Source organism: Aliiglaciecola litoralis, assembly GCF_039523355.1.
In the GTDB taxonomy this organism is placed as follows: domain Bacteria; phylum Pseudomonadota; class Gammaproteobacteria; order Enterobacterales; family Alteromonadaceae; genus Aliiglaciecola; species Aliiglaciecola litoralis.
This window is the reverse complement of record NZ_BAAAFD010000011.1, coordinates 61,825-77,099: the sequence shown is the minus strand read 5'-3', so window position 1 is coordinate 77,099 and position 15,275 is coordinate 61,825. Positions and strand designations below refer to the sequence as shown.

14 protein-coding genes are annotated in these 15,275 nt (G+C 44.7%); 6 read left to right on the top strand and 8 right to left on the bottom strand.

Going from position 1 to position 15,275, the window contains the following annotated elements; genetic code table 11:
* The first annotated feature begins 28 nt into the window (after positions 1-28).
* The 6 genes from ABD036_RS16375 to ABD036_RS16350 all read left to right on the top strand — a co-directional run bounded on the left by ABD036_RS16375 (position 29) and on the right by ABD036_RS16350 (position 7,468).
* Positions 29-1,384 (top strand): dicarboxylate/amino acid:cation symporter, encoded by a 1,356-nt coding sequence (locus tag ABD036_RS16375; RefSeq protein ID WP_343861870.1) that lies wholly within the window; start codon positions 29-31, stop codon positions 1,382-1,384.
* The gene (locus ABD036_RS16370) at positions 1,377-2,555 is read left to right on the top strand and encodes an acetate/propionate family kinase (RefSeq protein ID WP_343861868.1); all 1,179 of its coding nucleotides are present in this window, start codon (positions 1,377-1,379) and stop codon (positions 2,553-2,555) included. Before ABD036_RS16375 ends, ABD036_RS16370 begins: the two co-directional genes overlap by 8 nt.
* Positions 2,556-2,634: 79 nt before the next feature.
* Positions 2,635-5,031: a phosphoketolase family protein gene (locus ABD036_RS16365; RefSeq protein WP_343861867.1), complete on the top strand. Its 2,397-nt coding sequence runs from the start codon at positions 2,635-2,637 to the stop codon at positions 5,029-5,031.
* Positions 5,024-5,911, top strand: coding sequence for an LOG family protein (locus tag ABD036_RS16360; RefSeq protein WP_425542584.1), 888 nt, complete (start codon positions 5,024-5,026; stop codon positions 5,909-5,911). Before ABD036_RS16365 ends, ABD036_RS16360 begins: the two co-directional genes overlap by 8 nt.
* Positions 5,912-5,991: 80 nt before the next feature.
* Positions 5,992-6,951, top strand: a complete 960-nt coding sequence (locus ABD036_RS16355) for a universal stress protein (RefSeq protein ID WP_343861865.1) — start codon at positions 5,992-5,994, stop codon at positions 6,949-6,951.
* A 247-nt stretch (positions 6,952-7,198) separates the two neighbouring features.
* The gene (locus ABD036_RS16350) at positions 7,199-7,468 is read left to right on the top strand and encodes a hypothetical protein (protein WP_343861862.1); all 270 of its coding nucleotides are present in this window, start codon (positions 7,199-7,201) and stop codon (positions 7,466-7,468) included.
* Here the strand turns inward: ABD036_RS16350 and uspE are convergent.
* The 8 genes from uspE to ABD036_RS16310 all read right to left on the bottom strand — a co-directional run bounded on the left by uspE (position 7,455) and on the right by ABD036_RS16310 (position 15,275).
* A complete protein-coding gene (uspE, locus tag ABD036_RS16345) occupies positions 7,455-8,366 on the bottom strand; it encodes a universal stress protein UspE (protein WP_343861860.1) in 912 nt (303 codons plus the stop codon). The two genes, ABD036_RS16350 and uspE, sit on opposite strands and share 14 nt — an antisense overlap.
* Positions 8,367-8,452: 86 nt before the next feature.
* Entirely contained in the window at positions 8,453-8,749 is a 297-nt protein-coding gene (locus ABD036_RS16340) for a chaperone modulator CbpM (protein ID WP_343861859.1), read from the bottom strand.
* Positions 8,742-9,710: a DnaJ C-terminal domain-containing protein gene (locus ABD036_RS16335; protein WP_343861857.1), complete on the bottom strand. Its 969-nt coding sequence runs from the start codon at positions 9,708-9,710 to the stop codon at positions 8,742-8,744. Before ABD036_RS16335 ends, ABD036_RS16340 begins: the two co-directional genes overlap by 8 nt.
* A 187-nt stretch (positions 9,711-9,897) precedes the next feature.
* Complete coding sequence (locus ABD036_RS16330) at positions 9,898-10,362, bottom strand: c-type cytochrome (protein WP_343861855.1); 465 nt, start codon at positions 10,360-10,362, stop codon at positions 9,898-9,900.
* A 201-nt stretch (positions 10,363-10,563) separates the two neighbouring features.
* Positions 10,564-11,817, bottom strand: a complete 1,254-nt coding sequence (locus tag ABD036_RS16325) for an esterase/lipase family protein (protein ID WP_343861853.1) — start codon at positions 11,815-11,817, stop codon at positions 10,564-10,566.
* Positions 11,818-12,015: 198 nt separating this feature from the next.
* Positions 12,016-12,729, bottom strand: coding sequence for a purine-nucleoside phosphorylase (gene deoD / locus ABD036_RS16320; protein ID WP_343861851.1), 714 nt, complete (start codon positions 12,727-12,729; stop codon positions 12,016-12,018).
* Between the two features lie 9 nt (positions 12,730-12,738).
* The gene (locus ABD036_RS16315; RefSeq protein ID WP_343861963.1) at positions 12,739-13,962 is read right to left on the bottom strand and encodes a phosphopentomutase; all 1,224 of its coding nucleotides are present in this window, start codon (positions 13,960-13,962) and stop codon (positions 12,739-12,741) included.
* Positions 13,963-13,973: 11 nt separating this feature from the next.
* Positions 13,974-15,275, bottom strand: coding sequence for a thymidine phosphorylase (locus ABD036_RS16310; protein ID WP_343861849.1), 1,302 nt, complete (start codon positions 15,273-15,275; stop codon positions 13,974-13,976).

Here is a 15,275-nt window from a genome sequence, read left to right as displayed (position 1 = left end):
TTCTAGCCGAATATTGGGAAGCAACACAATGAATCAAAGGTTTACTAATCCGCTAAAGAACATAGCAGACCAATTTGATAAATTGATACACGGTCGGCTTTGGTTGAAAGTATTACTCGCGCTTGCGCTAGGCGTCATTGCGGGTATTTTATTAGGTCCCGATTTGGGCTTGGTTTCTGCAAGTGCAGTTACCAATATCACGGCTTGGTTAGCGTTACCCGGTCAAGTGTTTTTAGCTATCATTCAAATGATTGTCGTACCCCTTGTTGTGGCCTCAATAGTGCGTGGATTGGCGGCCAATAATAATCCTGATGCGATGAAGAAGAACGGTATAATTGCGATACTCTTCATACTTTTTTCAACCGCATTAGCCGCTGTGGTTGGTATTGTTTTAGCGTTGAATATTCAGCCGGGTTATTTCGTCGACGCTTCATTATTAGTTGAGTCGGGTACCGAGACGGTGACCAATGTCACGGCCAAGGGCTTTCCTGCGTTAGCTGATTTACCAAGCAAAGTGTCAGGCCTGATCCCTAAAAATCCACTGGCTTCAATGGCCTCCGGTGAAATGTTGCAAGTGATTTTATTCGCCGCCGTATTGGGAGCGGCACTGTTGTCGATTCCTGCGCAACAATCTAAGCCACTATTCGATTTGCTGGGTGCTCTGCAAGAAGTTAGTTTACGCATCGTATCCTGGGCTATGCTGCTGGCACCTATTGCAGTATTTGGGTTAATTACTCGCTTGGTGGCTAACCTAGGTGTGGAAGTGCTAGGAGGGATCGTTGTTTATGTATTGACCGTGATTGCAGGGTTGCTGGTAATTGCTTGCTTCTATTTTGCAGTTGCTAAAATAACCTCTAAACAACGGTTGGGTTACTTCTTTACTAGTGTGCGAGAGTTATTACTTCTGGCGTTTTCTACTAGTAGTTCAGCTGCCGTGATGCCGTTAACATTGCAGGTGGTTGAAGAAAAGCTCAAGGTCAAGGCAGAGATCTCACGCTTTTTAGTGCCCCTTGGGGCAACCATCAATATGACTGGCACCGCACTGTATCAGGGGGTTGCGACCGTATTTCTGGCTCAGGTCTTTCACGTGGATTTGAGCCTATCGAGCTATCTTTTTATCGTGACTATGGCGGTTGCTGCGTCGATAGGCTCCCCAGCTACGCCAGGCGCCGGGATCATTATTTTAAGCATGGTTTTAGAAGGGGTTGGCATTCCTGCCGCTGGCATCGCATTAATTCTTGGCGTTGACCGAATACTCGACATGTGCAGAACCTCTATTAACGTCTTAGGTGACGTGGTGGCTTGCACCACTGTGCAGTATTTTTCGCCGAGCGTAACCGATAATCCTGCCGCCACAACGGCACCGGAGCAATCACTTGGCTAATTTGATTTTAGTGGTTAACTCTGGGTCCTCCAGCATTAAGTTTGGGTTGTTTAAATCGGCTTCGCAAAGCCGGTTTCCGAAGTGTGTTTGCCGCGGTGTATTGACGGGTATAGGTGACTCACCAACTACGCAAATTGATCAACACACAATGCAAAATATCCCGCAACAAGCAGTCGATGCCTTTGCTCAATTAACGTTCTCAACTTTAACCGAAGCACATCATGCGCTTAGTCAGTGGTTATGCCGTTTTTTATCGTCATTAAGCATAGCAACAGTATGTTATCGGATTGTTCATGGCGGTAATCAATTTAATCAACCTGTGCGCTTAGATTCGGATGTTATTCAGGCGATAAAATCGTTGATTCCGCTTGCGCCACTGCATCAACCTATTGGCTTAGATGCCATTGAGGTGTTTATGGCGAGCTTTCCTGATGCCACTCATAAAGCCTGCTTTGATACGGCGTTTCATCGCTCCATGCCAAGGGTCGCTCAAACTTTCGCTATCCCCAAGCATATGACGGCTGCAGGTATCAAACCCTACGGGTTTCACGGATTGTCCTATCACTATATTGCAACCGTCCTACCAGATTCAAATGATGGTCATTTACCCGCAAGAGTCATTATTGCGCATTTAGGCGCGGGCGCCAGTATGTGCGCGTTAAAAGACGGCAAAAGCATTGCCTCAACCATGACTTTTACGCCACTAGACGGATTGCCAATGGCAACACGCTGCGGAGCCATAGACGCCGGCGCCGTTCTGTATATGGCGAGTGAGTTAAAACTGACGTTTGCTGAAATTTCCGAGTTACTCAATCAACAATCAGGGTTACTTGGACTATCGGCAAACAGTGGTGATTTTCGTACTTTGCTTAGTAGCAACGACAAAGATGCGCTATTTGCAATTGAGTACTTTGTTTATCGTGCTTGTCGTGAGATGACCTCGCTTATGGGGGCTTTGCAGGGAGTAGATGCCATTGTATTTACCGGTGGTGTAGGAGCGAATAGCAGCCACATTCGGCAGCAGATATGTCAACAATTAAGTTGGCTTGGCATCGCTATTCAAGCCGATTTTAATCGCGCTAACAATGTGCTTATAAGCGGTGAAAATAGCGCAATTAAAGTGTTTGCAATTAACAGTGATGAAGAAGTGATGATGGCCAGCAGTGCTTAGCGTTTACTACTTACCAGCCACTCAGGCTTATGCAGTAGCACAATGCCAAACGGCAACAGACGGATAAAGGAGCATAATAATGAAAAACGACAAGGGCAGTGACAGCAATACTAAATACCCGTTAAGCGAAGAGGAGCTGCGTTTAATCGATGCTTATTGGCGCGCTTGCAACTATCTTGCTGTTGGTATGATTTACCTACAAGATAATGTGTTATTGACCAAGCCTTTGGAAGCGGCACACATAAAAAATCGTTTGTTAGGGCATTGGGGCGCCAGCCCTGGGTTGGCATTTATGTATTTGCATATTAATCGTCTGATCAACAAATATGATTTAAACGCTATCTTTTTGGCTGGACCAGGACACGGCGCGCCGGGCGTATTGGGTCCTGTGTATCTTGAGGGGACTTACTCAGAGGTCTATCCTGACATCAGTCAAGATGCCGAGGGTATGAAACGATTTTTCAAACAATTTTCTTTTCCCGGTGGTATCGGTAGTCATTGTACCCCAGAGTTGCCTGGCTCAATTCATGAAGGCGGGGAGCTTGGATACAGTGTCTCTCACGCCTTTGGCGCGGCATTTGATAATCCAGACTTGATCGTAACTGTCGCCGTTGGCGATGGCGAAGCGGAAACAGGCCCATTGGCGACGTCTTGGCACTCGAGTAAATTTCTCAATCCGATCCGCGATGGTGCTGTTTTGCCGATTTTGCATTTGAACGGATATAAAATTAATAATCCGACCTTGCTGTCGCGTATTCCCCATGATGAATTAGAAAAACTGTTCCAAGGTTATGGGTGGAAACCTTACTTTGTTGAGGGAGATGATCCAGCCACTATGCACCAACAAATGGCGCATACCATGGAGCAGTGTATCCAAGATATTCGTCTACATCAGCAACAGGCCCGTGCGTCGGGCATTGCCCAACGGGTAATATGGCCAATGATTATATTGCGCTCTCCAAAGGGATGGACAGGGCCAAAAGAGGTGGATGGCAATAAAGTTGAAGGCTTTTGGCGAGCTCACCAAGTACCTTTGCCCAATGTGCGTAAGAATCAAACGCACCTTAAGATGTTAGAAAGCTGGTTACAAAGCTATCGTCCACAGGAGCTGTTTGATGAGAATGGTCAATTGGTGTCTGAATTACAGGCGCTAATACCGCAAGGTGAGCGTCGCATGAGTGCTAATCGACATGCAAATGGTGGTTTACTCAAACGCAACTTGAGGATGCCAGATTTTAAAAACTACGCTGCTATTGTTGAGCAGCCAGCAAAAACTCAGGCGATGAATACCAAGCCGCTTGGCGCCATGTTGCGGGATATCATGCGCATCAACCAAACTAATTTTCGGGTATTTGGGCCAGATGAAAACTCGTCCAATAAATTAGATGCGATTTATGAAGTTTCGAAAAAACTGTGGCTAGCAGACTATCTACCCGAAGATAATGATGGTGGACAGCTTAGTCCCGATGGTCGTGTGTTAGAAATGCTATCAGAGCACACTTTAGAAGGCTGGTTTGAGGGCTATGTTCTCACCGGACGGCATGGTTTTTTTGCGACCTATGAAGCCTTTGTGCACGTTATCGATTCGATGTTTAATCAACACGCTAAATGGTTGGCAATTAGCGAAGCATTAACTTGGCGAGCGCCGATAGCGTCTATCAATTTGTTAATTACTTCTACGGTATGGCGGCAAGATCATAATGGTTTCACCCATCAAGATCCGGGGTTTTTAGATCTGGTTGTAAATAAAAGCCCGCAGGTAACCCGCATCTATCTTCCGCCCGACGTAAACTGCTTGTTGTCTACCGCAGATCATTGTTTACGTAGTCAAAATGACATCAATGTGATTGTGTGTGATAAACAATCGCATATGCAATATCTGAATATGGATGATGCTATCAAGCATTGCACTAAAGGGTTGGGGATTTGGTCTTGGGCAAGCAATGATCAAGGCACAGAGCCAGATGTTGTGATGGTGGGTTGTGGTGATATTCCGACCAAAGAGGCGTTGGCAGCAACAGCATTACTACGAAACGAGTTCCCTGACCTTAAAATTCGATTTATTAATGTCGTCGATCTGTTTCGAATGACGCCTGAAACCGAACATCCTCATGGACTATCAGATTATGATTTTGACAGTCTTTTTACAATGAACAAGCCCATTATCTTCAATTTCCATGGCTATCCGTGGTTAATTCACCGACTCGCCTATAGACGCACCAATCATAACAACCTGCATGTTAGGGGATACATTGAAAAGGGCAATATTAATACGCCACTGGAATTAGCAATCGAAAATCGAATTGATCGCTTTAGCTTGGCGATTGATGTCATTAACCGCGTTCCTCGGTTGAAGGTATCGGGCGCTCATGCAAAACAAATGTTTAGAGACCGACAGATAGAATGTCAGCATTATGCTCATGAGCATGGTGTCGATTTACCCGAGGTCGATAACTGGGTTTGGCCCTATGACTAAACAAGATCAAAAGTCGCATGTTTTTCCAAGCGCAGCAGAAGATTTTGAGTTGGCAAGAACGCAAAGGATGGATAACCCCGCCTATCGTTTAGCGTATGCAGATGACGATTTTCTTATGCGAGATGATTTAAGAGCAGTTCGTTTGCAACTAGAGTGGCGCAAAGCTGATCTAATTCAAGAGGAAAATGACATTGATTCAACGGTAGTGATCTTCGGTGGTGCCCGCTTTGATGATCATGACAAAGCTAAACAATCATTTGATCTAGCTTGCAAATTACTAGCGCAAGAGCCCGCATCGGCAAAACTGAAACTGCAGAAAACGAGAGCCGAAAACGTCTGGAAAAATAGTCATTACTATGCTGAAGCAAGAGCACTGGCACAGAAAATTACAGCACTTTCACTGCAACACGAGGGTAAGGAGTTCGTGATTGTTACTGGCGGTGGCCCGGGAGTTATGGAAGCCGCTAATCGCGGTGCAGCAGATGTGGGCGGCAAGAGTATTGGGTTGAATATAGTGTTGCCTTTTGAACAAAAGCCTAACCCCTACATCACACCAGAGCTGTGTTTTCAATTTCACTATTTTGCAATACGAAAAATGCATTTTTTAAAGCGTGCGAAAGGCTTGGTCGCTTTTCCAGGAGGCTTTGGCACCCTAGATGAGCTATTCGAAACCTTGACCCTGATACAAACCCGAAAAATTCGTTCAGTGCCAATTGTGTTAGTGGGCAAAGATTACTGGAACAGGTTAATCGATTTTAGATTTTTAGTGGAGCAGGGGGCGATAGCAGAAGACGACATGGAACTTTTTCATATCGTTGAAACAGCAAAACAAGCGTACCAACATTTGGTCTCTTATTGGGAAAGTAACGACACACAATAGCGACGTAAAGCCTGATGATGGAATTGTCTATTAGCACGACGTGAGACGTATTTAACCTCTTTACAGGAGTGAAAAAGCACATGTTCAAAAATATATTGTTATTCATCGATCCCAACGTAAATAGTGAAAATATGTTGCAGTGCGCACTAACCCTTTCTAAAAAGTTTGGTTCGGATATTTCATTGTGCGCTGTGGTGCAGCCGATTCCACAACCAGTAGAGCTAGCGATACTTGAAAAATATGCCAAAGAAATATTAACGGCTAAGCAGCTTGACGCTGATGCTGCTCTCACCGTCGCCAATGACTTCTTCAAACATCGCAGTATTAGGGTGAATGCAAATGTGCTTCAAGGGATCCCCTTTGTTGAAATTATCCGGCTAGTTGCACAACATCATTATGATTTGGTAATGATGATGACGGATAACCAAAAAAGTAGCATTTCAGAAAAATTTTTTGGCAGTACTCAAATGCATTTGTTGAGGAAATGTCCTAGCCCAGTTTGGATCTTGAAACCGGATTCAGGACCTATTTTCAAAAGAGTCTTAACCCCTATCGACACCTTAGATAATGAAGACGAGCCATTGAATAACGCGCTGGTTGAAGCGACTAAAGCCGTTGTTGAACCTGGCAATGAGTCGATTCATTTCGTTCAAGTTTGGTCCGTCTATGGAGAGGGCTATCTTTCTTCAAGAGGTGGCATATCGGAACAAACCATTGATCAGCTGAGGGCTGAAACCTTGCGGGACTTTCAACAGAATGTCGAGTTAGTCATTTCTGAACAGGATTGGGGGGATTCAGAATTAAAAACGCATTTCCCTCGCTCTAACAATCCGGCCGAAGAGATTATTAATTTAGCCAACAAGGAAAATATTGACTTACTTATTATGGGTACTGTTTGCCGCACTGGAATTGCAGGATTTATCATTGGTAATACTGCAGAAAAAGTACTAAATGAGGTCTCTTGCTCTGTGTTGGCTTTTAAACCCAAAGGCTTCATATCACCTGTGTTAAACGCTAATGTTAGTGACGCGCTTGCTTAATCAGAGCGGGGCGCTATACAACGATTAAATACCGTTAATAGCGAGTAACGAACAGGTGTCATTAATAAACTAAAGTGTTATTTGATGTCTCTATAGATGGTACAAAAAGGCAGTGTTTACAATTATAGATAGTCAATTTTGTCTCGCATTAGTGTCGTTTAAGCTTGAAGTAATTGATCTGGGTCAAGATGCGCTATTGGCTTCTAACTAGCCTGTTAGTTGAATTAAATCATTAAAGGAATTCAAGATGAAAGAGAAAAATGACAAGAGTATGTTTGATAAGTTGGTAGGGGATATTGAACAAAACCGCGACGAACTTAAATTGCAGGCCCACTTGTTCAAAAAGGAGACCAAAGATGAATGGGAAGCCCTTGAGAAAAAATGGCATCACTTCAAAGGCAGCGCCCGACATGCCAGCATTGAGGCTCAAGCGGCGTCCAAAGATGTGTTCGCCGCTACCCAGTTATTAGGTGAGGAGCTTAAAGCAAGCTACAAGCGGATTGTTAAATCTCTTTAGCTGGCTTTAGCGCTAATACTTCACACTCCAAATTAGCCAACACATGCTCTGCTGTATTGCCAATAAATGCAGCAGAGATCCCAGTTCTGCCCACCGTACCTAACACCACCAAATGAGCGTCATTTTGTTCTACAAACTTGGGAATGGCACGTTGTGGTTGTCCTTCGATGATATGCATGTCGCTAAGCGGGATATTATGAGCCGTGAGCAACGTTTGCATTTTTTCCTCATAAAACTTAAAGGTATCTTGGCGGATTAAATCATAGTCAACCCCCGGCAACCCGATTGCTGGACTCATAGAGGGCACGATATAGCTAGCGACACCATAGACTGGATTATCGGTCATTTTGCCCAGCAGCTTAGCGTAATTAAGCACCTTATTGTTAAGGGTAATGTGAGCCTCGTCAGAGGCATGAGGATCGATGGTGGCTAAAATCGGTCCTTTGCTCCACTGAGAGCCTTTTATCAGTAGTAGCGGCACAGAACAATAGCGAAGAAGGTGTCGATCAACTGGCATGGCAAAAGGATTGATACTATCGGTATCAGCGCTAATGCGTTTTATCACCAAGTCAGGCTTGAGCTCGATTGCCGCTTGCTCTATTGCTTCGTGTAGCTCTCTGTGCCAAGCAACGTGCACACTGCACTTGATCCCTTTGTTTTCAAGTTGCGCCGCTATTTCGTCCATATACAGATGGCGATCCGCCAAGTATTGCTGTTTCATTTCCTCACGATGGGCGCTGGATAACACATCTGACAGTTCCATAACGGGCTCATAAATCGCATTGAAAATGTGCAGATGCACCGCTTTGTTGGTGACAAACAATAAGGCTCGCTCAAGTGCTTCATGGGTTTTACGCTTGCCACTTATTACTACCAGTATGTTTTTAGGTGCTTTCATGATCTATCCCTATTGCCTATCGAATCAACCCCAATGGTAGTGAGCTGGGCATAATCCTAATTGATTCAGATCAAGATAAAGTGGTTTCAATATCGCTCTAGTCGGTTTTGCAGGGTTTCGATCTTGGACTTTAACGTTTCTTGTTGCTTTAGTAAGTCGACAATCACGGCAACCGCAACCCAATCGATTTCCAATTCATAATGCAATCTGACAGCCTTTTTTAACCAATGAACACTGCCAGTGTCAAAGATCCACTCTTGCGCGTGATTACCGGAGATGGGCTGTGCAATACCATACTCAACCACGTCAATTATCACCTCTTGATTGAGTTGCTCTGATTGACATAATTCGGCAAAGGATATGATTAACATGGTATCAGTCATTTTGTTTGCTCCATTGTGCCCGTGGATCAAAAGGGTGATATTGGGCAAGTTGTTGCCACAGTGCATTGTCTTTTTCGGTAGACTCATCGGGCATGACGATTTTAAGGATCGCTATCAAATCACCACTACCTGATTTCTTCCTCAATCCTTTGCCTTTTATTCGCAGCTTTTGACCACTTTGACTATTGGGTTTGATTGTTAGGTTAATGTGACCCGTTAAGGTCGGCACTGTAATTTTGGTGCCAAGTGCCGCCTCCCAAGGTGCAATAGGTACGGGTAAAATCAGGTTATGAGCTTCAACGTCAAACAGAGGGTGGGGCACTAACCGAATATGCAGATATAAATCGCCGTTGGGTCCGTTGCCTTGCCCTGCGCCTCCCTGTCCTTTTAATCTAATACGCTCACCGTTAGTTACGCCAGCGGGTATTTTTACTTTTAAGGTTTTATTAATATGCTTGACTTGGCCATTTTCCAGCGACGGGTAGCTATATTGAATGGTTTTTGCTTGGTCAGAAAAGATATCCTCTAAGAAAATAGGCACTTCAATTTCGGCATCACTGCCTTTGCTGTCAAAGGGATGCGATTGACGGCCCGTTTTGGATCTCGATTGGTGCTGGCCATAACCACCGCCTCCGAAAATAGAATTAAAGAAATCCGAGAAGTCGCTTTGACTGTGTGAGCCTGCCGCACCACTGTGACTGCTTTGCCAACCTGGCGGCGGTTCAAAGCCATCAGGGGAGTTACCACCGTATTTACGCAGTTCATCATATTCCGCTCGACGTTCCGGATCTTTTAGTACCTCGTATGCTTCAACGACTTGTTTGAATTTATCCCCCGCGCCTTCTTTAGGGTTCATGTCGGGGTGTAGTTTTAACGCCAGCTTTCGGTACGCTTTTTTGATATCTTTTAGATCGGAATCCTCATTGACCCCTAGTATTTGGTAGTAGTCTTTAAATTCCATCTAACTTCCTCACTGTGCATCGTGAAAATGAACAAACATGCTGACATGGGATAGTGATGCATCCAGCGACTAAATCCACAATCGTTTTTAGCGCAGCGAACGAGCCTTAATACCAGCGACAAAGTCAGCTAAGACGAGGCACTGTGCTACTATGGATAATGCAATGCCACTTGTTCACGCATCACGACTACGGAATGTGATAGATGTTGTAGTGGGTATATTGCATTGGTTTGACTTGGTATTTAGGTTGCAAAAAAGCAACCAAGTCAATCAACTCACTGATCGTCATGACATCATTGTAGACTCGCATTTTAGATGTGCCATCTTCATTGACCACACTTTCAAGCTTGATAGCGCGAGGTACCAACTTGTGGGATGGATTGATGACAGAAGTGACCAGTTCAGCATAAGTTTTAACTCTAGATGAGTCGCCTCCAAGCATGACTGGGCGAGAAAACTCTTTGGTAATGTCTGGATCTTCAAAGCCTTCAAGTGAATGGCAGCCAAGGCATTGATACTTTCTAAATACCGCTTCACCTTTAGCCACGTCACCTTCGGGTAAGCTGAAGCCTCTAGGTGCTTCTGGGCCCGAATTACACGCTAGTAATGCCACCGTTAGCATAAATGGGAATAAAAGAAATCTGCTATTCATGTTGTTCTCCGTTCACTTTTCAATGCTCAAAGGTATTAGTCGTATTCACAACCAGACTGACATGATCGGGGACGGCGTTTGTTGATATTGATCAATTTCCAGCCTATCGATACAGCTAAAAGAGGTTGGACAACAAAACAAGCTAACCTATCAACTTATCGTTGCAACACGGAGCCATTTGAGCAATATCGTATCGGATAGCTATTCATTGCTACTGTATGAGTTCTTAACCAGCCAGTTTTTGATAACAGTATAAACCTCAGGATTGCTGAGTAACTGCATATGATTGATATCTCGGCCGATCCACTGATGTGATTTAGCAAAATCCAATGTGAAGGCTTTTGTTTGGTGCTTACCCAGCGCGCTATCGATAGGGACTAATCCGTCTCCGACTAACTGTTCGTTGATGTTGTTTGTCTTGGCTGAGGCAGTGGTTGCCACTGTATAAAAATTGACGTTTTCAGGCAGGGCTACTGGGGTTCGCTTATCTTTAGAAAAGTCAAAGCGGCTGCGTTGATGCCAATCAGATTCAATAAGATTACCATGGCGAAGATCGGTGATCCCAGCACTGCGGATCCTTAACAAACCTTTGAGTGGGCTCGTATAAGCGTGAACACCAAGAAGTAGGTCCATCCAATTCCCCGCTTTTTCCAATGGAGCACCGTGATGAGGAGTACCAAGAAAAACAATATTTTTCATTCTGTCAGGCCACTGATGGCCGATGATGTTTGCTTGCTGAAGTGCACTTCTGGTGACTAAGCCTCCCATGCTGTGGGCAACAATTGATATGTCTAGTGGTAAGCCAATATTGGCAAGATCCATGTCTGATATTAGTTGCTCAAGCATGTGCGCGAATAGCTTGCCATTCTCGGAAATATGCAGGCCGGTGTTATAATGCAGATAAACTGCGGTGTAACCTAGATCAGTCTCGAGCGCTTTACCATGGTCATGCTCCTTTTGCTTCCACTGTAGATCATTCATACATAATCCGTGGATCATGATGACAAGCTTGCCATTTGATTGCTGCAGAGACTTGGCCAGTCTATTTGGTGCAAGTTGTATCCCTTGTTTTCTAAGTGCCATTGGAATTGCAAGTGAGCTGTTTCGCTTTACTAAATGATCACCCAAGACACCGTTTAGGGCTGACAATAGGCGATCTTTACTTGAAAACGTTGAGTTTTGTGACAGCAGCTCACTCATTATCCCTAGCGGCGCATCAAGGCTTTTTCCCACTAACTCCGTTAAACTTCGAATACTCTTGTAAACTAATCCTGCTAGGCCTCTAGCTCGCTCAGTTTGCGGTGACTCTGTCCGTTTCGAAATGGGACTTAGTCGATGATGCATAGACTCGACAATGTTGGTCATATTGACAATGGCTTCCACGATCAAGTGATTAGTACTCTGCAGCTGTGATGCCTTGTTCAGGCTTTGGTCATTTTTACTTGGGTCTGACAAGGGATTCACTTTTTTTAATTTTTACTAGGTAGAGCATAACAGGTATGCCAGTGTAATATGGCAGAAGCTGCATTTAACGATTAACGCACACATTTTTCGTCCTATGAGTGTCATTGCTTCGATCTCATAGCAAAATCATAGGCAATTAATATAGGCAACATACCAGTAATCTACTTGATGTTGCCTGTTTTAGTACTGCTAATACTTTGTGTCGAGACTTTGTAGCGCAATGTCAATCATGGTATCGAAACCGGTTTCTCGCTCGCTAGTAGAGAGCTGTTGATTCAGCAAAATATGATCACTGACGGTGCAAATCGTTAACGCTTTTTTGCCAAATTGTGCGGCAATACAATATAAGCCCGCGGTTTCCATTTCTGCGGCTAACACCCCGAATCGCGTCATTGTTTTGGTCGTTTCTGTATGTGAGTTGTAAAAAAGATCCGTTGTAAATACATTGCCCACATGGAATTTGAGTGTTTTTTGTTTGGCGATGGATACATGCTGCTGGAGTAAATCAAAATCGGCAATTGGAGCAAAGTCGTAGCCATTTGTTCTGATCAAATTAATATTTGAATCTGTCGTCGCTCCCATCGCAAAGACTATGTCGTTTAACGCTACATGCGCTTGCAATGCCCCACAGCTTCCAACTCGGATGATATTTTCAACGCCAAAATCAGAATAGAGTTCATGAGCATACAAACATATTGAAGGCGCCCCCATACCCGAGCCCATTACCGAGACCCGATGACCATTGAAAAAGCCTGTGTAGCCGAGCATATTGCGAATCGTATTTACCGGCTTAACGTTCTGTAAATAGTTTTCAGCAATATATTTGGCGCGCAACGGATCACCGGGCATGAGTACAGTTTTCGCGAAGTCATGGGGTTGCGCATTAATGTGTGCGGTCGTCATAGCGTGTCTCTATTGAGTGTGGTTGATAAAACTTTTTCCATTAGACATAGGTGGCATATCAAAATATTCAGCCAAACTTTGGCCGATATCGGCGAAGGTCTCGCGAATACCGATGCTGCCAGATTGAAATGCGCCTTTGCTCAACAATGGCACAAATTCTCGAGTGTGATCACTGCCTGGGAACGTTGGGTCGCATCCATGGTCAGCCGTCAAGATCACTAAGTCAGAGTCTTTCACATGCGTTAATAACTCTCCCAAACGAAGGTCAAATTGTTCTAATGCTAATGCATAGCCGTTAACATCTCGTCGGTGCCCATAAAGGGTGTCGAAATCAACTATATTGGTAAACACTAAATCCTTGTCTCGGCAGCTTTGCCATGCTTCGATGGTGCTATCCATCAGCTGTTCCAAACCATTCGCTTTAATCTTTTGGCTTATCCCTTTATTGGCAAATATGTCTGCTATCTTACCTACTGAAATAACCCGTCCCTGATGTTCAAGTAATTGGTCTAGAAAGGTCGTTTGCGTTGGTGCAACAGAATAGTCTTTACGGTTGGCAGTTCTGCGGAAATCATTGGCATTTTGCCCAGAAAATGGCCGGGCAATGACCCGCGCAATGTTATATTCATTCAATAATTCTCTGGCAATTTGGCAGACTGCGTCTGCTTTAGCTGGCGAGAGCACAGATTCGTGGTAAGCAATCTGAAAGACGCTGTCAGCGCTGGTGTAGCATATGGGTTTGCCGCTCAACCTATGCTGCTCACCAAAACGTTCAATAATCTCAGTGCCCGAAGCGATGCAATTACCTAAGATGCCGGGTAACTTTGCTTGCTCGATAAGTCGTACAATGAAGTCTGCAGGGAAGCTATCTGTTGGATTGCTAAAGTAACCCCAGTTAAATAGTACCGGAGCCCCCATCATTTCCCAGTGCCCAGAAGTCGTATCTTTGCCCGTGCTGATTTCTTTGGCACAACCAAAAGCAGCGTCTTTAGGCACTATTGATTCACGTAATGGGATGGTTTGATTACAGGCTAATTGACAACAGGGTACCAAGCCTAACGTTTGTAAGTTTGGTAAGTGTAATAATCCATTACGGCCTTGTTCACACAGTCCGTCGGCGCAAGCTTGAGCAATATGCAAGATTGTATTTGCGCCGATATCACCAAAGCTGTCGGCATCTGGAGCAGCGCCTACGCCAACCGAATCCAACACAATAACTAATGCTCGCCGCAGAGGGACGACTGTCATGCCGATTGTCCAATTGGATGGTGAGTTTGTGTGAATTCGCCGCTATCGACCGTGATACAATGCTGTTGTAAGAAACGCGCTTGGGTATCCCAGTCTTCATGACTCTCAGCATGTAAATGACATAATGGAACACAAATATCGACTTGTGTACCCACTGGTAAAAGCAGGCTTACGCCAGTTCGATGACGACTGATAGTGGTTGGCTTATTCTTTGATATGCTTAACTGTCGACACATTTCGCCCAGATGTTTCATATTGTAGCCGCTAATGCGGCCGGATCTTTTGGCGAACACGGGTTTAATTACCTTCGCATCCTTCAAATACGCATTTGGCCGCGAAACTAAATCACTGGGACCTCCTAGATAATGGATCATTTTGGCAAATTGCTCCGCCGCACGTCCGCTACTTAGTGCCGTGTCGATCATGCCCAGCGCCTGTTGTTTATCGACCGCCAAACCTGACTTTATCAATAGTGACGAGGCCAAGTTTTCGAGTAACATGAGCGCTTGAGGATGGCGTTTCTGGCCGCTGAGAAACTCAATCACTTCGATGATTTCAAGGCTATTTCCGACATTACAAGAAATAGGCATACTCATGTCCGAGAGCAAACATTCAACCTTTAAATCAATGGCCTGTGCAACCTCAACAATCCCGCTTTTCAACTCCAAAGCAACATCATAATGGCGAGCAAAAGCACCATTTCCCCATTTTAAATCTATAACCAGGGCATCCAAACCTTCGGCTACTTTTTTAGAAAGAATCGAAGAAACAATCAGCGGAACACTGGATATGGTCGAGGTAGCGTCTCGGATCGCATACATGCGTTTATCCGCAGGGACGATGTTCGATGATTGAGCCACTATCGCCATGCCTACCTCCTTTACGCATTGCTGAAACTGAGACAAAGAAGGACTGCTATTATAGCCAGGAATGCTTTCAAGCTTGTCCACTGTACCGCCGGTATGACCTAAACTTCTGCCAGTGATCATGGGCACATAGGCACCACATGCAGCTAGCGTTGGGGCAAGAACTAAACTCATAAAATCGCCCACACCACCAGTACTGTGCTTGTCTACAACTGGCCCGTTTAGCTTCCATTTGAGGTTTTCGCCTGATTGACTCATGGCAACCGTCAACGCAAGGGTTTCGGTACTTGTCATACCATGTTGGCACACGGCTTGAGTAAAGGTGGCTATCTGCTGATCAGAAGCGCTGCAATCGGTTATGGCCCTGATTAGTAATACTATTTGTTTAGACGACAACGCCAAACCTTGTTTTTTTCGATCGATAATTGTCAC

What these genes read in the sequence shown, in the direction of transcription:
- ABD036_RS16375 (WP_343861870.1), top strand. Translation starts at nt 29, where the DNA reads ATGAATCAAAGGTTTACTAATCCGCTAAAGAACATAGCAGACCAATTT.
- ABD036_RS16365 (WP_343861867.1), top strand. Translation starts at nt 2,635, where the DNA reads ATGAAAAACGACAAGGGCAGTGACAGCAATACTAAATACCCGTTAAGC.
- ABD036_RS16360 (WP_425542584.1), top strand. Translation starts at nt 5,024, where the DNA reads ATGACTAAACAAGATCAAAAGTCGCATGTTTTTCCAAGCGCAGCAGAA.
- ABD036_RS16355 (WP_343861865.1), top strand. Translation starts at nt 5,992, where the DNA reads ATGTTCAAAAATATATTGTTATTCATCGATCCCAACGTAAATAGTGAA.
- ABD036_RS16350 (WP_343861862.1), top strand. Translation starts at nt 7,199, where the DNA reads ATGAAAGAGAAAAATGACAAGAGTATGTTTGATAAGTTGGTAGGGGAT.
- uspE (WP_343861860.1), bottom strand. Translation starts at nt 8,366, where the DNA reads ATGAAAGCACCTAAAAACATACTGGTAGTAATAAGTGGCAAGCGTAAA.
- ABD036_RS16340 (WP_343861859.1), bottom strand. Translation starts at nt 8,749, where the DNA reads ATGACTGATACCATGTTAATCATATCCTTTGCCGAATTATGTCAATCA.
- ABD036_RS16335 (WP_343861857.1), bottom strand. Translation starts at nt 9,710, where the DNA reads ATGGAATTTAAAGACTACTACCAAATACTAGGGGTCAATGAGGATTCC.
- ABD036_RS16330 (WP_343861855.1), bottom strand. Translation starts at nt 10,362, where the DNA reads ATGAATAGCAGATTTCTTTTATTCCCATTTATGCTAACGGTGGCATTA.
- deoD (WP_343861851.1), bottom strand. Translation starts at nt 12,729, where the DNA reads ATGACGACCGCACACATTAATGCGCAACCCCATGACTTCGCGAAAACT.